20 protein-coding genes are annotated in these 18,594 nt (G+C 40.6%); 12 read left to right on the top strand and 8 right to left on the bottom strand.

What is annotated here, in order from left to right; translation table 11 throughout:
- Nucleotides 1–15: 15 nt before the first annotated feature.
- The 4 genes from KO511_RS17470 (at nt 16) to KO511_RS17455 (ending at nt 3,616) form a co-directional block, all read left to right on the top strand.
- Nucleotides 16–201: a hypothetical protein gene (locus tag KO511_RS17470; RefSeq protein WP_215988679.1), complete on the top strand. Its 186-nt coding sequence runs from the start codon at nt 16–18 to the stop codon at nt 199–201.
- A gap of 306 nt (nt 202–507) precedes the next feature.
- Nucleotides 508–1,077 (top strand): outer membrane beta-barrel protein, encoded by a 570-nt coding sequence (locus tag KO511_RS17465; RefSeq protein ID WP_215988678.1) that lies wholly within the window; start codon nt 508–510, stop codon nt 1,075–1,077.
- Nucleotides 1,078–1,367: 290 nt separating this feature from the next.
- Nucleotides 1,368–1,946 (top strand): outer membrane beta-barrel protein, encoded by a 579-nt coding sequence (locus KO511_RS17460; protein WP_215988677.1) that lies wholly within the window; start codon nt 1,368–1,370, stop codon nt 1,944–1,946.
- Nucleotides 1,947–2,122: 176 nt separating this feature from the next.
- Complete coding sequence (locus tag KO511_RS17455; RefSeq protein ID WP_215988676.1) at nt 2,123–3,616, top strand: winged helix-turn-helix domain-containing protein; 1,494 nt, start codon at nt 2,123–2,125, stop codon at nt 3,614–3,616.
- Nucleotides 3,617–3,674: 58 nt separating this feature from the next.
- On the opposite strand, the gene hemH is transcribed toward KO511_RS17455, so the two are convergent.
- From hemH to htpG, 3 genes are all read right to left on the bottom strand, one after another.
- A complete protein-coding gene (hemH, locus tag KO511_RS17450; protein WP_215988675.1) occupies nt 3,675–4,628 on the bottom strand; it encodes a ferrochelatase in 954 nt (317 codons plus the stop codon).
- Nucleotides 4,629–4,759: 131 nt separating this feature from the next.
- Nucleotides 4,760–5,404 carry an adenylate kinase gene (gene adk / locus KO511_RS17445; protein ID WP_215988674.1) on the bottom strand — a complete coding sequence of 215 codons (645 nt, stop codon included), beginning with the start codon at nt 5,402–5,404 and terminating at the stop codon, nt 4,760–4,762.
- Between the two features lie 304 nt (nt 5,405–5,708).
- The gene (gene htpG, locus KO511_RS17440; protein WP_215988673.1) at nt 5,709–7,613 is read right to left on the bottom strand and encodes a molecular chaperone HtpG; all 1,905 of its coding nucleotides are present in this window, start codon (nt 7,611–7,613) and stop codon (nt 5,709–5,711) included.
- Between the two features lie 250 nt (nt 7,614–7,863).
- Between htpG and KO511_RS17435 the strand changes: the two genes are divergently transcribed.
- Nucleotides 7,864–8,721: a winged helix-turn-helix domain-containing protein gene (locus KO511_RS17435; RefSeq protein ID WP_215988672.1), complete on the top strand. Its 858-nt coding sequence runs from the start codon at nt 7,864–7,866 to the stop codon at nt 8,719–8,721.
- 10 nt (nt 8,722–8,731) lie between these two features.
- Nucleotides 8,732–9,247, top strand: coding sequence for a regulatory protein ToxS (locus tag KO511_RS17430; RefSeq protein WP_215988671.1), 516 nt, complete (start codon nt 8,732–8,734; stop codon nt 9,245–9,247).
- A 42-nt stretch (nt 9,248–9,289) separates the two neighbouring features.
- On the opposite strand, the gene KO511_RS17425 is transcribed toward KO511_RS17430, so the two are convergent.
- Genes KO511_RS17425 through KO511_RS17410 form a run of 4 tightly spaced genes read right to left on the bottom strand, consistent with a single transcriptional unit; the run spans nt 9,290 to nt 11,556 of the window.
- The gene (locus KO511_RS17425) at nt 9,290–9,694 is read right to left on the bottom strand and encodes a CBS domain-containing protein (protein ID WP_215988670.1); all 405 of its coding nucleotides are present in this window, start codon (nt 9,692–9,694) and stop codon (nt 9,290–9,292) included.
- Nucleotides 9,691–10,041, bottom strand: a complete 351-nt coding sequence (locus tag KO511_RS17420) for a P-II family nitrogen regulator (protein WP_125321905.1) — start codon at nt 10,039–10,041, stop codon at nt 9,691–9,693. Before KO511_RS17420 ends, KO511_RS17425 begins: the two co-directional genes overlap by 4 nt.
- The gene (locus tag KO511_RS17415; protein WP_215988669.1) at nt 10,031–10,825 is read right to left on the bottom strand and encodes a DUF1538 domain-containing protein; all 795 of its coding nucleotides are present in this window, start codon (nt 10,823–10,825) and stop codon (nt 10,031–10,033) included. The genes KO511_RS17420 and KO511_RS17415 overlap by 11 nt, the downstream gene beginning before the upstream one ends.
- Nucleotides 10,822–11,556, bottom strand: coding sequence for a DUF1538 domain-containing protein (locus tag KO511_RS17410; RefSeq protein ID WP_215988668.1), 735 nt, complete (start codon nt 11,554–11,556; stop codon nt 10,822–10,824). The genes KO511_RS17415 and KO511_RS17410 overlap by 4 nt, the downstream gene beginning before the upstream one ends.
- 228 nt (nt 11,557–11,784) lie before the next feature.
- On the opposite strand from KO511_RS17410, the gene KO511_RS17405 reads away from it, so the two are divergent.
- From KO511_RS17405 to KO511_RS17380, 6 genes are all read left to right on the top strand, one after another.
- Nucleotides 11,785–12,699: a TIGR01777 family oxidoreductase gene (locus tag KO511_RS17405; protein WP_215988667.1), complete on the top strand. Its 915-nt coding sequence runs from the start codon at nt 11,785–11,787 to the stop codon at nt 12,697–12,699.
- Nucleotides 12,700–12,742: 43 nt separating this feature from the next.
- Nucleotides 12,743–13,570, top strand: coding sequence for an SDR family oxidoreductase (locus KO511_RS17400; RefSeq protein WP_215988714.1), 828 nt, complete (start codon nt 12,743–12,745; stop codon nt 13,568–13,570).
- A gap of 307 nt (nt 13,571–13,877) precedes the next feature.
- Nucleotides 13,878–14,732 (top strand): co-chaperone YbbN, encoded by an 855-nt coding sequence (locus tag KO511_RS17395; protein ID WP_215988666.1) that lies wholly within the window; start codon nt 13,878–13,880, stop codon nt 14,730–14,732.
- A gap of 367 nt (nt 14,733–15,099) precedes the next feature.
- On the top strand, nt 15,100–16,020 hold the full coding sequence (locus KO511_RS17390) for an SPFH domain-containing protein (protein ID WP_215988665.1): 921 nt from the start codon (nt 15,100–15,102) through the stop codon (nt 16,018–16,020).
- 8 nt (nt 16,021–16,028) lie between these two features.
- Nucleotides 16,029–16,487, top strand: a complete 459-nt coding sequence (locus KO511_RS17385; protein ID WP_215988664.1) for an NfeD family protein — start codon at nt 16,029–16,031, stop codon at nt 16,485–16,487.
- A 276-nt stretch (nt 16,488–16,763) separates the two neighbouring features.
- Nucleotides 16,764–16,949 carry a hypothetical protein gene (locus KO511_RS17380; RefSeq protein WP_215988663.1) on the top strand — a complete coding sequence of 62 codons (186 nt, stop codon included), beginning with the start codon at nt 16,764–16,766 and terminating at the stop codon, nt 16,947–16,949.
- Between the two features lie 38 nt (nt 16,950–16,987).
- On the opposite strand, the gene KO511_RS17375 is transcribed toward KO511_RS17380, so the two are convergent.
- A complete protein-coding gene (locus tag KO511_RS17375) occupies nt 16,988–18,388 on the bottom strand; it encodes an OprD family porin (protein ID WP_215988662.1) in 1,401 nt (466 codons plus the stop codon).
- Nucleotides 18,389–18,594: the final 206 nt, after the last annotated feature.

The following is an 18,594-nucleotide window of genomic DNA, read 5'->3' as shown; positions in this document are numbered from 1 at the left end:
AAACCGTATGATAATATGAACAGTATCACAAAAAAACTAGAGATTACGCCCAACGATGCGAAAGGATTAACGGTGCTTGATATACCATTAGGCTATTCAGGGATGGAAAATGGCAGCCCAAAAGGCACCTATTCAGTTTACGCGCTTAATCAAGATAGGCAGGCCATTGAATATAGAATCCACCCTAAAGATAACAAATAACCTTTACTGTTGATACTTTTGCACTTTAAATACCTTAAAAAATCAGATGTAAATCTGTAAATTCCGTTTCATTAATCACAATAAAAATTAATAAAAACAAAATCTTATACATAAAATTCAACTTTATTTAACTGATTGTAATTTTGTTTCTCGCTTCATCAGTACACCTTGTATTAAATTCCTTCCTCTCGAAAGCCGTACCAAGATGCGGCTCCTTTTTAAAGGGGTTCAGTATTTGAGCAATCACTTAGAACGCTCAACTTAACTTCCTTTTTCTTAAAGACAAATAACTTGAGTGTATAACAAATGAAAAAAGCATTACTTATTGCAGCGATTGCTGCTACCGCTTCTATGCCTTCGCTTGCTAACGATACCTATTTCGCACTTGAACTAGGCGCTGGTCAATATGATTATTCTGGTAAAAGTTCTGACACTAAAGAAGCCAAAGAAATAAATGATATGGGCGTATTGGCATTAAAAGTAGGCCACTATTTAAACCAAAATGTACGTGCTTATGGCTACCTTCAACTCTCTGCAAGTGACGAGTATAACCATATAGATGTTACTACTCGCGAGATGGGTGCCGGTGCCGACTACCTACACTTTGTAAATGATAAGTTTTACCTACTTGCTGGTGGTAACCTAGGATACCAAAAAACAGTAGTGGAAGATGATAGCGCTATAGACTCTTATAAATTCGACAACACAGGCGTTGTTGCTGGTGCTAACTTAGGTTTAGGCTATAAGTTTACCGATAATTTTGGCATGGAACTAGGATACCGTCATAGCCACTACTTCAGCAATGAGATCAAAGAGGTAGAGCTTAAAGTTGATGCTACTGATGTTGTCTACCTAAACGCTAACTTCGCGTTCTAAGAAAATTTTAAATAACATAATGCCGCTTATCTAGCGGCATTATTTGTTTCTACTCCACCAAATCTGGCTACCCGAAACTACCTCGCTAAAATTTGGCTAATCAAACCATTGCTAGCCTCATCTGTCTTTCGCATCCACACTCATTATTTATATTATCTATCAATTATTTAATTAAGCTCTCTATTCAGCACAAACTCTCAAATTTGCGCCAATCTTTATGCATTCAATGGCATATACATAAAATCTAATTTATATATTTTACGAATATCTAAAGATAAAAAGGGAATAAGATGAGAAAAACATTGGTTATAGCAGCGGTCACTGCGATGGTTTCTGTGCCTTCGTATGCTGACACTTATTTTGCACTTGGGATTGGCGCTGGAGAGTATGACTATTCTGGTCCTAGCTCTGAGTTACCAGCGTATAAGCAAATAAATGATATGGGCTCATTCGGGCTAAAAATAGGCAACTATCTTAACGAAAGTCTGAGGGCATATGGCTACATTCGGCTCTCAGTAAGTGACTCATACCTAAATACTGATGTGACTACTCGTGAAGCTGGGGCGGGAGCCGACTACTTGCATTATGTCACTAGTCAATTTTATTTACTTGCTGGCGGTAACCTTGGCTACCAAAAAACAGTCTTAGAAGATGAAGACACTTCATCAAGTTTTAAAGAAGACAGCACCGGACTTTCTTCGGGTATCAATCTAGGCTTAGGATATAGCTTTACCGAGAACTTTGCTTTAGAAGCAGGTTACCGCTATAGCTACTTTTTTAGCAACAATATTAAGAATTCAAACTTAGGTGTAGACGTAGATGTTGACTCAAGTTATAACGCCTATCTTAATGCAAAATTCAGATTCTAACCATCAAGTTAATGCCGCTAATAGTGGTGGCATTATGTCTTATTTTCTATACACAATTCTTACTGCCCCCCAGTAAAAATCTCACTTATGGGACAAATACAACATTTCAAACACTTATATTCGATCTCAAAAGTAGGGTACACTGATTATATAATGTAATTCCTCAATAGAGATGAATGAACTTACTCGAACAAGCTAAAGCCGAACATTGCAACATCGCCATTGCCGATATTATCTACAATCCGCATGAAAAATCGCTGTACTCATTGCAGGGTGAGATCCCTCTCGAGCCCAGAAATATCGCCCTACTGGAAGTCTTGCTATCAAATGTCGACAACCCGACGTCCATTGAAGAGTTTATCGATGCCGTATGGGAAAGTCAGTATATCTCAAAAAATGTAGTGACTAATCGAATCAGCCTATTGCGTAATCTGTTCCGACAGCATACTCAACAAGCCGATTCAACTAAAATTATCGTCACCTACCCGAAACGTGGCTACTATATTCCACAAAGTTTTATTCAGCTTATTGCCAAAGATCAAACGATATCTCCCAATCAAGCATCAGAAACACCACCAGCAACAATACTTAAAAGCAAAAAACTGCGCTACCTAGGTTGGAGCTTGAGTGTCTTATTCGCCTCACTGACGCTACTTCTCGCAGTCCATACTTGGTCCCATTTTAGCCAACAAGCGAAAAACAACGCTCTTCATGTACCCCAAGTACGGCTGCTGCTTGATAATATCGTCTGCGAGGATGAGGCTCTTAGTGCTACTGCATTAAAACTAAAAGCATTGACACTCTATGCCCACAGTTCCTCACCTTTCATCCATCTGTCGAATATGAGTTCTCCTAGCTTCTATCTGCACAGTTTAAGTGAGCACTGTCACTTCCCTGGCTCAGATGCTGAGTTCGATTCTGACTACAGACTACGTTTTAATTTATGGAAAGATGAACATGGCAATCTCAATCTAGAAAGCCTTCTTCATCTTTCAGCCTCAGGCCGAGTAGCGTGGCGAAAAATATACCGCTTTAAATCTCACCAGTTAACCGAGGCCGTTAATCAATTAAATGCCGATTTAAGTGACTACTTTAAACTGCCCCAAGCTATTAAAACATTTTCTAACCACGTATCCGGCTTAATCATTCCAGTAGCGAATACAACCCTAAGCGACTTATTAGCCCGCCCTCTGACGGATGTGGAAGTGCTGTTTTATACCCGAGAGCTCCTTTTTTCTAACCAGACAGAAACCGACTTTAAAAAGTGGATTGCTAAAGTAAAAGAACGAGAATCCACTACTCCACCAGATCTGCATATGCTATTGGCATTGGTGACTTATCGCTCAGGTGATGTTGAAAGAAGCCTTAGAATGCTAGAAAGAGAATATGCAGCTGAAATTCCAGATAATGCGCTAATTTTTCTTCTTCAGGCCAATATCAATCGAGAAAAAGGCAATAAACAAATGTTTCTTGCCTATTACTTGAAAGCCAATTCAGCATTAACCACAACAATACCCGCAGAGCGCATTTTTGATCTCTATTCAGGCTCTGATAGAAAAAAAGCTTGTCTTGATTTATGGCAAGAAGCCCTAAGTGATATCAAATCGATCCAAAAACCTAAATCGGTTTTATGGCAAGGGGTCGAAACATTTTGTCGCCCTTACCCCTAGATATGGAAAAGCCACCTATTTAGGTGGCTTGATATTACTATTGTGAGAAATAAGTGGTTTAGCTAATCAGCTCCACCATCATTTGAACATGGCGATCATCATCGTTTAAACATGGAATATAATTAAACACTTCACCTCCATGTTCGTTGAAAATGTCGCAGCATTGCTCTGAAATTTCTTCCAAAGTTTCCAAACAATCTGAAGAAAAGGCAGGCGCGATAATATCAAGCTTTTTGATACCTTGGTTTGGTAATTTCTCTAGCGTTTTGTCTGTATATGGCTGTAACCATGCTTCGCGACCAAAGCGAGATTGGTAAGTCATTCCGATCTGCTCTTTTGTTAAGCCTAACTCTAGCCTCAACAGCTCAGTCGTTTTCTGGCAATGCAATGGATATATATCGCCATTATCGGCATAGCGCTGTGGTATTCCATGGTAGGAACAAAGCAAATAATCACCTTGACCGTTTTCTTGCCATGAACGCTTAACACTTTCCGCTAAAGCTTTTATATAAATGGGATGGTCATGATAATCACGAATCAACCGATAAGCTGGCATCACGGGTAACCCTTTAAACGCTTTGGTTAACCCATCAGAAACCGCAGCGGTTGTTGTCCCTGAATACTGAGGGTAAAGAGGTAAGACGATAACTTCTTCAACACCAGATAACATTAGGTTTTCAAGCCCTACCTGAAGGCTTGGATTGCCATAAGTCATACCTAGCTCTACGGGAATATCGATCTGTTGCTTAAGTTTTTCAGCCTGTTTTTTAGCGTAAACGAGCAAAGGGGAACCCTCTTCCATCCATACGGTTTGGTATAATTTGGCAACTTTGGGGGAGCGTATAGGAAGAATAACACCATGCAAAAGTGGGCACCAAAGCCAGCGTGTCATGTCGACTACTCGCGGGTCATGCAAAAACTGACTGAGGAAACGTTTAATGGCCGGAGCTGTCGGTGCGTCGGGCGTTCCTAAGTTAACCAGTAACACCCCTTTTTTTTTCGAATTTCTCATAACACCTCATTGATACAATAAAACAGAGTTTACGATTTAAACCTCTTTAGCTATCAAAAGGTCAAGATCAAAAAAGCGACCTAATTGGCCGCTTTCACTATATCAAACATTCAGTTTACGATGGTAGTAGATTAAGCTAATGCTTTCTCTATATCTGCACTCACTTCTTCAACTCGTTTCGTGCCATCGAATTTTAGGTACTTAGTGTTACCAGCGAGTGCCTCTTGGCCATAGTACTGAATTAGAGGCGCGGTTTGCTCATGGTAGACACCAAGGCGTGCGCGAACCGTTTCTTCTTTGTCGTCATCACGCACGACAAGATCTTCACCAGTCACGTCATCTTTACCTTCAACTTGAGGCGGGTTGTAAGTAACGTGATATGTACGTCCAGACGCAAGGTGAGCACGACGACCAGCCATACGCTCGACGATCACACGATCAGCAACATCAAACTCAATAACGTAATCAACGACAACACCCGTTTCTTTTAAGCCATCAGCTTGAGGAGTGGTGCGAGGAAAACCGTCGAGCAAGAAACCTTTCTCACAGTCATCTTGAGCAATACGTTCTTTAACCAGACCAAGGATAATGTCATCAGAAACTAGCTGACCAGCATCGATAACAGCTTTGGCTTGCTTACCAAGCTCAGTGCCCGCTTTAATTGCAGCACGTAGCATATCACCTGTAGAGATTTGTGGGATACCATATTTCTCCATGATAAATTGAGCCTGTGTACCTTTTCCTGCACCTGGAGCACCTAGAAGAATGATGCGCATGTTGAACCCTCTTAAGATAAATTAATTTATACCGAAGCTCACAATGCAGATGAACTATCACTTTGATATTACGCCATGGTAAGTTTCGGTATAAGTGTTTTTCGTTGATAATAAAACAGGCATGCACATTACACGCCCGTTTACTTTGGTGCAAGATTGTATTCTATCATACAATCTTGTACTACCGTTTAGCTCATAAGTGTAGATTGCCTGTTTACTCACATTAACCAGAACAAGTTCTTGTTTAATGACTAGCGGTTTCAGTTAACAAAAAGCTCGCACGAAGCGAGCTTTTTAGTGCTAATTAATGTGTAACCAGTAGCGAGTTAATTGCACCAACAAATTGCGATGGATCTTCCATTGAGCCGCGTTCTGCTAACATTGCCTGACCAAGCAATACTTCAACCCAACGGCCAAATGCTTCTTCATCGGCTTCATCGGCCATACGCTTAACCAGTTCATGTTCTGGATTAATCTCAAAAATGTATTTCACTTCAGGAGCCGCTTGACCTGCTGCTGCAAGCAGCTTCGCCATTTGAGTCCCCATTTCAAAATCATCAGTCACAACTACAGCAGGAGTCGTCGCTAATTTGAAGGTAGCGCGAACTTCCTTAACACGGTCACCTAAATACTCTTTGGTGCGATCAACAACAGACTTGAACTCTTCTTCTGCTTCTTTCTGCTTTTCTTTTTCTGCTTCATCTTCAAATTGGCTGAGATCAAAGCCCGCTTTAGTAATCGACTGGAACTGCTTACCATCAAACTCTGTCAGATAATTCATTAACCACTCATCAATGCGATCAAACATCAGAATTACTTCGATCCCTTTCGCCTTGAACTGTTCTAAGTGAGGGCTATTTTTCGCAGCGGCGTAGCTATCAGCTGTAAGGTAGTAAACCTTATCCTGACCTTCTTTCATACGCTCAACATAGGATGCTAAGCCAACAGTTTGTTCAGACGAATCCTTTTCTGTTGAAGCAAAGCGCAGTAAGCCTGCTACTTTCTCTTTGTTAGCCATGTCTTCTGCAGGACCTTCCTTCAGAACCAGACCAAACTCTTTCCAAAATGATTGGTATTTCTCTTCATCATTTTTTGCCATACGCTCAAGCATTGTCAAAACACGTTTGGTACAAGCATTACGTAATGATTGAGTAACCTTATTGTCCTGGAGAATTTCACGCGACACATTGAGAGGCAAATCATTAGAATCTATCAAACCACGCACAAAGCGTAGGTAAGACGGCATAAACTGCTCTGCATCATCCATAATAAATACACGTTGAACATACAGCTTAAGACCAGATTTATGGTCACGATTCATCATGTCAAAAGGTGCTTTCGCTGGGATGTATAGCAAGCTGGTATAATCGTTCTTACCTTCAACACGGTTGTGACTCCATAGCAAAGGATCAGCGAAGTCGTGCGAAACATGTTTGTAGAATTCTTGATATTCTTCTTCAGAAATATCAGACTTATTACGAGTCCAAAGCGCCTTAGCCTTATTTATCTGCTCCCACTTCTTCTCACCAGTCTCGTTTCCTTCCTCATCACGCTCAGCAGTCTGAATTGAAACCGGAATACCAATATGGTCTGAGTATTTGCTGATCACTTCACGTAAACGCCACTCATTTAAGAATTCTTTACCTTCATCGCGCATGTGAAGCACAATATCAGTCCCGCGAGATTCCTTCGAAATGGTTTCTATTGTGTAATCACCTTCTCCAGCAGAGTGCCATTGAACAGCCTCATCGACAGAGAGCCCTGCTGCGCGAGTACGCACTGTCACGGCATCAGCAACGATAAATGCTGAATAGAAGCCAACACCAAACTGACCAATCAGTTGCGAATCTTTAGATTGGTCCTCAGACAACTTAGAGAAAAACTCGGCAGTACCCGATTTTGCAATGGTTCCAAGGTGCTCAATGACGTCATCACGACTCATTCCGATACCATTATCAGAAATAGTAAGGGTATTGGAGCTTTCATCAAAAGCAAGTTTAACACCTAAATCGGCGTCACCTTGATACAAATCAGGACTAGATAACGCTTGAAAACGCAATTTGTCCGAAGCATCCGAAGAATTCGAGATGAGTTCACGCAGGAAGATCTCTTTATTTGAGTAAAGAGAATGAATCATTAAGTGAAGTAATTGTTTTACTTCAGACTGAAAGCCACGAGTTTCTTTGTTTTGTGTTGCGGTATCGCTCATGTTCGCTCCATAACATCTATAATTATCAAACATAATTTTTATTAATTAGGTCGATATTGACACAATCTGCAAACTAACATGAGGGTGCCAAATGTAAATTCAAGGTCAAAATTCATAAAAACATTGTTTTTTTGATTTTATTTTGTCTATCCTTGCACCTCAAAAAATCAAAAACAATATTTAGACTCTCTCGAACACGTTTTTTGGCGCACATCTGATGAAACCTAACTAACAATGATGGTTATACCGAATGAGTAACATAGGCACTAAGTTCAATCTTTCAAGTAGATTTACTTTTGATCCCAATACCAACTCTCTGGTGGACAACTCAGGCGATAATGAAGTTATTCGTTTGGGAAGCAATGAAAGCAGAATTTTGCTTTTGTTGGCAGAAAAGCCCAATGAAATAGTATCTCGTAATCAATTACATGATTTCGTTTGGAGAGAGCAAGGGTTTGAGGTTGATGATTCAAGTTTAACTCAAGCTATTTCAACCTTAAGAAAACAACTGCAAGACTCAACTAAATCACCACAATTTATCAAAACGGTTCCAAAACGTGGCTACCAATTAATCTGCGATGTTGAACGCACAACTCCCTTGTTGAGCGGCGCACAATGCCAGGAAGATGAATCAGAAGAAATTGATAACTTTTCTGGAGATAGTACGTCTGACATTTCTCCCCAAGAAGCTCCCAGTTCAACCAATGAGACAACTATTCCTCAACCGTTATCAATAGCAACTGAACCAAATAAACCAAAGTGGGGAATGCGGGTAATGTTGTTACTGGCACTGCTATTACCTTTAAGTGTCATTTTGTTTACCAACCCAGCTGAATCGACATTTCGCCAGATCGCTGTTTATGACAATACACCAGTAAAAACTCCGATGAATCACCCAGACTTAACACCTTGGTATGCATCAATTGAACAATGTGTGAAACGATATAATTCCGTTCATGAATCGATGTCTCCGGTGGAAGTCATTGCTACTGGTGGTCAAAATAACCAGTTAGTTCTTAACTACATCCATTCCGTTACTAGCTCAGGTGAAAATATTACCGTCCGTATATTTGCTAACCAACAAGATCTGAATAAAGTTTGCCAATAGGAAGAATAAAATGAACCATAAAATTGCAGCCGGATTACTTGTTTTGTCAGCCTTGTTCAGTAGTTGGCTTTACTGGGGCAGTGATCTCAAAGTGGAACAAGTACTTACATCAAAAGAATGGCAGTCAAGGATGGTTACTCTTATTACTGACGGCTTAAGAGAAGAGTCTGTTGGCTCTCTTCGCCGTGTAACTGTCGATTCTAATGTAAAATACTTACCCAATGGTCAATATAATCGCTTTGCTACCGTACGACTCTATGCAGAAGGTACTAAAAGTGAAAATATCATTAATATTTCCGAGGAAGGTGAATGGGATGTCAGCGATAACTACCTTTTGGTGTCACCAATAAAGTTTAAAGATGTCTCCTCCGCACAAAGTAAAGATTTTAATGAGGAACAACTAAAGCTCATTACTCAGATTTTTAAAATGGACGCCCAGCAAAGCCGTCGGATTGACATCGTTAATGAAAACACATTATTACTGACAAGCTTAAATCATGGCTCTTCAGTATTGTTTTCTAATTAGGTGATATTTGCCACTGTAAAAGTTAACTCAAACGAGGGAGAATTATTCATCCCTCGCCATACCATTAATAACGATATTATTGTAGCTGACCATACCTATAATCTGCCCACTTTCAATAACAGGTGCCCGACTTATACCAAAACGTTCGAATAGTCTAGCGCAGTACTTTACATGCATTTCAGGTTCTACAGCCAATGCTGGTTTAGTCATAATTTCATATATATTGACTCTATCTGGAGAACGATTCATTGCTAGAACTTTTTTGGCAATATCATTCATCAAAACAAGTCCATATTCATCATCATCATTGCGTTTATTGACAACTAAGGCTTTAGCTTGATGTTTTCTCGCAAGCTGGATCCCCTCCCTTACCGTCGTTAGGCCATCAATCACAACGTAATTACCGACCATCACATCACGTACTCTTACTTTCTGATCACCGCTCATAACTCATTCCCTACAACCTCAGTTAATTTCTCTACTTGGTGGGCAACACCAACAGCATCTTCTACATCAATTTGAACAGCAATTCCTTGCCCAGACTCTTGATCAAACTCTCCTGTTTCATTGATTGTTTCGAGAATATGACGTGAAAGGTGTTCTTCTACTACAAAAAGAAGAACATCTTTTTGTACTTCTAGAGTCAAGCCAAAAAAGGTTCGCTTTTTGTTCAGCCCTTCTCCTCTGGCATGGTTAATAACCGTTGCCCCTGTCGCACCTGCCTCTCTAGCAGCATCAAGCACTGTTTCTGTTCTGCTGTCTTCAACAAAAGCGAGTATCAATTTAAAGCGCATTTTCATTATCCTCCTGTGATGAACTCCTGTTCAACCATCGAGTGATCTGGGCATACCCCATAACAGAAATTATCGGAAACAAACTGGCAAACGCAATCAGACCAAAGCCATCAATCATAGGGTTTCTGCCCGGTACGGTTGAGGCTAGGCCCAAACCTAAAGCTGCAACCAAAGGCACTGTTACTGTTGAAGTCGTCACTCCCCCAGAATCGTATGCTAGAGGAACGATCAATTTCGGGGCATAAAAAGTCTGAATAACGACAATAATATAACCCGCAATGATGTAATAATGGATTGGGTCACCAACCACTATTCTGTAACTCCCTAACGAAATTCCAAACGCTACGCCAAATGCAACTGCGATACGTAGCCCATTAACACGAATTGAACCACCGGACACTTGATTAGCTTTTATAGCAACCGCTATAAGAGACGGCTCAGCAATTGTGGTGCTAAAACCAATACAAAAAGCAAACAAATACACCCAATAATAATCCTGCCAACCAATACTTCCCGCGTCTGCTGTGCCAAATTCAATTAAAAATGAGGGTTTAGTGAGTTGTATTGCCATTGTTTCACCAAGGGGAAATAAGGCCAGTTCAAGGCCTAAAAGAAACAACGAAAGCCCAATAATCACATACCCAAAACCAGCCACAACTTTCGGCCAGTTTGTTATAGGACGGCGTAAAACTGCAAACTGAAATCCAAAAATAATCGATGCAATTGGCAATACATCGCTGATGGTACTTTTAAATGTACCAATAAACTCTGGCCAACCAATCACGTAACCACCATTCCGTATATCATGACAAACATAACTGGCAGCAATGAAGCAAAAGCAATTAATCCAAAGCCATCAAGCATTGGGTTACGCCCCTTAATTGCCGAGGCTAAACCAACACCAAGGGCTGTTACTAAAGGCACTGTGATTGTCGATGTCGTTACCCCTCCAGAATCATAAGCCACACCAATAATACTTTCTGGAGCAAATAAAGTTAGCACAACAACACCAACGTACCCTCCAATTATCATGTACTGGATAGACCATCCCCTAAGAATACGCAGTACTCCCAACATAATGGCAATTCCCACAGAAAGGGCTACGGTATAACGCAAACCTTTTGCGTATTGATCCATAGCAACATCATCTAAAGCGATCATTCCACCCTCTGCAGCAACTTGCGCAGCTTCTGCGGCTACAGCGGTTAGAGCTGGTTCCGCAATCGTGGTACCAAAGCCCAAGCAAAACGCAAATAGCATAAGCCATGCAATACTGCCCTTTCGCGCAAATGCTTGTGCCATTGATTCGCCAATAGGAAATAGCCCCATCTCTAACCCAAAAATAAAAAAACTCAGCCCCATAACAACAAGTACTAGTCCAAATAATATCGAGGGCATATTGGGTAAAGGTTCTTGCAATACCACAAGTTGAAAAAAAACGATAACAGCCACTATTGGCAGCAAATCTCTTAAACTACCGAAAAAAGCCTTTAAAAGTGCGGCCAATGCCTGCATAAAAACCTCATATTTGTTATCTGCTAATTATAATGGCAAAGGGATAATGCTATAGGTGTGACTCAAATAGCGCAGTAGGCAACAAAAGCAACAAAATATTAAATTTGTGATAATCGTTAGTTTTAAACATTCAGTGATCCTAAACGCAGCTAACTCGCTATAATTACTAGAATTGCCATTTTAATATATGAATTAAAATCGCATTTTAGGAGGATAAAGGAGATCTGAATGAAAGTACTACTAACAGGTGGCACAGGTTTTATTGGTAGGGAATTATTAAAACATTTCACCACCTATGACATTGTTCTTCTTACACGCTCTCCACACAAAGCGAGAAATACGATCAGCCATGCTGATATTGGCAACATTACCTACATATCAGAATTAGACAGTTTACATGACCTCAATGAATTCGATGCTGTAATCAACCTCGCTGGTGAGCCAATAGCAGACAAACGTTGGAATAAAAAGCAAAAAGAGACAATATGCAATAGTCGTTGGCAGATCACAGAAAAAATTGTCGACCTTATTCATGCCAGTACTTCCCCACCAAGTGTTTTTATTAGCGGCTCTGCAGTAGGATATTATGGTGATCAACAAGAGCACCCTTTCGATGAAGGCTTACACGTTCACCACCAAGGTTTCCCTCACCACGTTTGCTCTAAATGGGAAGAAATAGCCAACCGTGCTCGTACCGAATCAACCCGTGTCTGTATTTTGCGAACTGGGGTTGTTCTAGGCGCTGATGGTGGAGCATTAAAAAAAATGTTATTACCATATAAGCTAGGCTTAGGTGGTCCTATTGGAAGTGGGCATCAATACATACCATGGATACATCTGCTCGATATGGTTCGAGCTATTGTTTACTTACTCGAAACAGAGCATGCACAAGGACAATTTAACTTGTGCGCTCCCCACCCTGTTAGCAATAAACAGTTTAGCCAAACATTAGCCAAATCACTTAAAAGACCACATATGTTATTTACTCCCAAGTGGGCACTGCGCTTAGCGATGGGGGAAAGCGCTGTGTTACTATTTGACAGCCTAAGAGCCAAACCCAAAAAGCTCACTGAACTTGGTTTTCGCTTCAGCTATTCCCGCATAGAACCTGCTATGAAAAACATATTACAGCACCAAGATTAATCTTGTATGCTAACCATCTAAAGTTTATATAATACAAGTTCTTATAATGAAATCGATTCTTATTACAGGCTGCTCTTCTGGCATAGGACATACCTGCGCTCATGCGCTACAAAATGCGGGTTACCAAGTCATCGCATCATGCCGAAATCCCGATGACGTTAAACATCTACAAAGTGAGGGGCTCACGTGCATTCAGTTAGATTTAAATAGCAGCGACAGCATTGAAAGTGCTGTGAAAAAAACGTTGGAAATAACTGGGGGAACACTTGATGCTCTGTTTAATAACGGAGCCTACGGGCAAGCAGGTGCCTTGGAAGACCTTCCCACACAAGCTCTAAGAGAGCAGTTTGAAACCAACTTCTTCGGCTGGCATCATCTAGTTAAACAAGTACTGCCAATTATGCGCATGCAGGGCTATGGTCGCATAGTTCAAAACAGTTCGGTACTTGGCTTTGCAGCTATGTCCTATCGTGGGGCTTACAATGCATCTAAATTTGCCATAGAAGGCTGGACAGATACGCTGCGCCTAGAGCTCGCGAATACCAACATTAAAATCAGTTTGATAGAACCTGGCCCCATTGAAACCCAGTTTAGAAAAAATGCCCATAAAGCCTTGATGAAATGGATCGATTTTGACCAAAGTGTTCATCATAAAGAATACAAAAAACGCTTGAATGCATTGGGTAACCAGACATCAACGAATGCATTTGTACTGCCACCAGAATCCTGCGTTGCGCCGCTGCTTCATGCATTAGAGGCCAAAAAACCCAAAATTCGCTATCGTATTACGACACCAACTAAGATATTTGCAATATTAAAGCGCTTACTATCAAGTCGCACGTTAGATTGGGTGTTGAGGCGCGCATCTTAAAAACAGGATGTCATCATACCGTAATAATGAGACGATATTGTGGTAGATAAAGCAACAAACTTCACTACTTTTAAGAGCGTTACATTCGGTACAATACATGACATTAAACCAATTAAACTGGCTAAGTGTGGGTGTTACGTTAACCTTGTTTATAATCTTATAATCAAACCCGATTGCATTTGGCAACAAAAGTACCGCTGTTACAGCGGCGCTTTTACATTGGAGCAAGATGCACGAATCACTGACTTGATATTTCCCTGAGCCGCCCATATGTCTGTGATATATAAACTTTGCAAGGAACCCGCCAATGCACTCTCCCTTTATCGTCGAACTGAACGAACAAAATTTTCGTCAAGTACTTGAAGGATCAATGCAAACACCGGTACTTATTCATTTCTGGGCACCAATGAGCCAGGAAAGTACCCAGATCATTCCACAATTACAAGAATTAGCGCAGCAGTATAACGGAGCTTTTACCCTAGCACTTTTAAATTGCGAGCAAGAACAAATGATCGCCAGTCAATTTGGGGTTCAGACATTACCTACCATCGCATTATTTGTTAATGGCCAACCTGCCGACGGCCTTGGGGGGCCACAAGAACTCCACGCAATCCAAGCCATGTTGGCAAATCATTTACCCAGTCAAGATGAGCTTGATATCAAACAAGCAATGGAATTCATTCAACAAGCTGAGTACAGCCAAGCACTGACCTTACTTCAAGCACTACCAGACGATTTCAAGCACAAAGGAGATGTAAAGCTGGCTATGGCGGAATGCCTACTAGAAATACAGAATTTTGAACAGGCGAAGATCTTATTAGATCATATTCCGTTGGAATATCAAGACAACTATTATAAAGGGTTAGTAGCCAAACTTGAACTACATGAACAATCTGCAAACAGCCCGGAAATTCAGTCACTTGAGCAGCAATTTGAAGCAGATTCAACGAATGCAAAGCTCGCAGCAGAATTGGCCTTAAGTTACCATCAAGTCAATAGAGACCAAGAAGCTCTGGATACTCTTTGGCAATTCTTAAGTACTGACTTAAATGCTCTTGATGGGGATATAAAGAAGCACTTCATGGACATCCTTGCCGCTCTCGGACAAACCAATCCCATTGCATCTCAATATAGACGCAAGCTTTATTCGCGACTTTATTAACGATTAAATAAGAGAAAGCTGACCAAATATCAGCTTTTTCTTTGTAAAAATAGTCAAATTTTTTCACTCATTAAGGTGTAAAAGTTATCTTTATTCATTAGGATTCCAAATAGCGATCGTTTTTGAGATATACTGATAACTTATTCTTATTTCCCCTATCTTGATTTCTTAATTTCCACTACTGCTTTTTTATCAAATACTTACCTTAACCCTCTACTATATAGACACATAAACACTGCGTTCAGCTTTGACATTTTTCCTTTCCTGCTGATAAAGCATGAAATATGTAATTATCTTGCATTTATATCATTGTATTCAACGTCAATCTAAGCAACAATCAGCATAACAAATTAAACAAGGAACACTCATGACTATTGACTCTATTATTACTATTGGGGTGCTATTAATTGTCGTCATTGCATTTATTATCGCAGGGGTAAAAACCGTTCCTCAGGGTAATCATTGGACTGTCGAACGGTTCGGTCGCTATACCCACACACTCAAACCAGGACTAAACCTCATTATACCGTTCATCGATAAAATCGGCCAAAAAGTCAATATGATGGAGCGTGTCCTTGATATCCCGGCTCAAGAAGTTATTTCAAAGGACAACGCCAATGTAACAATTGATGCTGTTTGTTTCGTACAAGTTGTTAATGCTCCTCAAGCTGCCTATGAAGTCAATGATCTACAACATGCGATTCGCAATTTGACGCTTACCAACATCAGAACAGTATTAGGCTCAATGGAACTAGATGAAATGCTCAGCCAACGTGACATGATTAATAGTAAATTGCTTTCCATTGTTGATGAAGCGACCAACCCTTGGGGTGTTAAAGTCACACGAATTGAAATCAAGGATGTACAGCCTCCAGCCGACCTTACAGCAGCGATGAATGCGCAAATGAAAGCTGAACGAAATAAACGCGCAGAGGTCCTAGAAGCAGAGGGGATCCGCCAAGCAGAAATTCTTAGAGCAGAAGGTCACAAGCAGTCTGAAATACTCAAAGCGGAAGGTGATAAACAGGCAGCCATATTGCAGGCAGAAGCGAGAGAACGCGCAGCGGAAGCAGAAGCTCGCGCTACCACTATGGTATCAGAAGCCATCGCCAAAGGTGACATGCAGGCAATAAATTACTTCATTGCGCAAGGCTATACTGATGCATTACGAAGTATCGGTCAGGCAGAAAACGGTAAAATCATTATGCTGCCACTCGAAGCATCTGGTCTAATGGGTTCGGTTGCAGGTATTGCCGAGATGTTCAAACAACCTGAACAAAATAAATAGAGGTTCACTTGCTAGAATTACTTGATTCTATTAACCATTGGCACTGGCTAGCGTTTGGGCTTGCCCTACTAGCAATGGAATTATTTGGTACAGCTGGATACTTTCTATGGCTAGGCATATCTGCTTTACTCATCGGCCTGATTTTATCTTTATTACCAATTAGCTGGCAATTTCAATGGATAGCTTTTGCAGTATTTTCACTAGTAACATCTTGGCTCTGGTGGCGAAAGCAATTTAACCAAGACGTTTGCGATGATGAACACAGAGATTTAAATCAAAAACAAAAACAAATGATTGGGCAGACCGTTATTATTGAAGAAGATATAGCACCAGGTCGGCATCGAATAAAAGTCGGTGACAGCACATGGTCTGCACAAACTGACCATCCAATAGCAGCAGGAACATTAGTAGAAGTCACCAAAGTAAATGGCATAATTCTGACTATAAAAGAGAAAAGCCTCACGTAACTCAAACATAAAATTGATTGTCACAATAATTTCATGTGTGGGGTCAATGAATAATTTAGGGGAGGTATACCAGCGCCTTCCTCTAGATTCTCCCCATCACCTATCGTAACCAATTATCTAAAAATTCTATTTAGCTTGATATTAATCATTTCGCTTACATACTTATCACTAAATGACGAATGTAAATCTCATCGGCAATGCTTGTATTGCATAGTTATTTAAACCATTAAATCACACCTTTATTTCCCTAGAACTCGGCTATGGAGCGAGGATAGAATGAAAGCGAAACTGACACTACTACTGCCTGTTTTAACCATCATCTCATTTAACTTACAGGCCAGCGGAGCTCAAGGCGGAAGGGCATTAAGCACAGAAATAAAGTGTGAACTAAAGACAGGTCAAGTCCAGTTACTTCCTCCTTTGTACTGTAAAATGTTTAATGGGAAACCAAAGGCCACTTAAAAGAGGAGCTGAATTGTTCCTCTTTTAAGGCTACATCATTAAATAAAACCATATGGAATCAAAACTTGGAAGCGAATATCGGTTTCATCAGCATCATTGGCACCAGAATATTCATCGCGCTCAAGCATTGTACCATGCAAGCGAATTGTCGTACCCTTCAATGAACCACTTTGAAGTGAGTATGACACTGTCGCGTTAACGGCATATTCACTTTCATAATCCCAATCACCCGATGCCCCGCTGGCGACAGAATCCGCCCCAGTACCATAGCCCAATCCTAGATAATAATTCCAGCCATTGCCCTGATCGTATGAGAGGCGGTTATACCATGCGATCTCACCAGCTTTATTCCAATCAGATAATGAGTCCCAATATTGCGACCAAGTTCCATTCGTCATGCCATAGGTGTGGATAGTTCGTGGTACAAAGTCAGCTCGATTATCTGTATCCGTATAACGCAATTCAGACATCCAAGAAAATTGCCCTAAAGATTGTTGTAAGGAAAGCCCTGCGTGATAGCCTAAACCATCATATTTAACATCATCATTAACACCATAAAAATCAGCAGCCAGTACTGTATTCTCACTGTGTTGATACTTTAGGTAAGCCTTATAAGAAGAATTATCATTTTTGTCCGTATAACTTGTCACTTGATTGGCACTCCAATCAACATTATCAGCATACTTCACACCCGTTGCCTGACCAATACCTAGCTGGAAAAACAAACTTTTTGTTAACTGGCCATTAAGTCCAAGCGAATGAAGATAGCTCCAAGACGTATCAGACCATAGTGCAGGCGCATAATCATCCTCATGCAATAACCAAGGAGCAGTAAATTGGTCAGCACCAAAGTAACTCAGGTTATACTCACCAATTTTTCCGTTAAGCTCAAAACCACGATAAGTTCCCGGTACAAAACTCCATACGTTACCAACAGTCCCATTGCCACCAGATTGCAGCATACCGAAACGAGCGTTAAAGTCCTCATCAGATTTAAATTTTAGCGCCGCTTTATATATTTTAAGTTGCTCGCCTTCCCCTGCTCCCCAATCTAAATTCGAGCAGGTCGAAATCTCATTACATAAATAACCATCATCCCCTTTCAAGCTTTCATTGTAGAGATCACCAGAGTAATAAGCAGCAATATCAGCGCCAAGCCATCCTTCATGATAGCCAGAAGAAAAGTCCAATATCGCGTTATAGGCAGAGTAGTTTAAACGGCTCCAACGATCACCATTTTCTCCGCCGGGTTTGCCCGTTGTACGTGTTCTAGAACGAGTATCAACAACAAATAATGCATTGAGTGTCGAGTCTTGCATAAACTCGTCAACGGCTTCAACATACTGGTCACCAGCAGCACTTTCTGAAGAGGCTAAAGCTGGGCTAGCTATAACCAAGATGGATAATGTTATTGATGACAATTTTAAAAATTTGTCCATGGAAAACTCCTAAAAGTGGATATAGCTGTTTTTATATTCTCACCATAAGTTGGCCGCCGAAGGGAGAACTTTTTCCTTGTGTAAAAAGCGAGAAAGAGAGAATAACTTTTTACTTTGTCACTAGGTTTTTAACCCAATGTATCCACGATCAAGACTAACTTTGCAACGAAAAATATCAATTAGAAATTCGCCTTTAAATGAAGAAC

This window comes from Vibrio hepatarius, assembly GCF_018860525.1.
Lineage (GTDB): Bacteria > Pseudomonadota > Gammaproteobacteria > Enterobacterales > Vibrionaceae > Vibrio > Vibrio hepatarius_B.
This window is presented reverse-complemented; position numbering and strand designations above follow the sequence as displayed.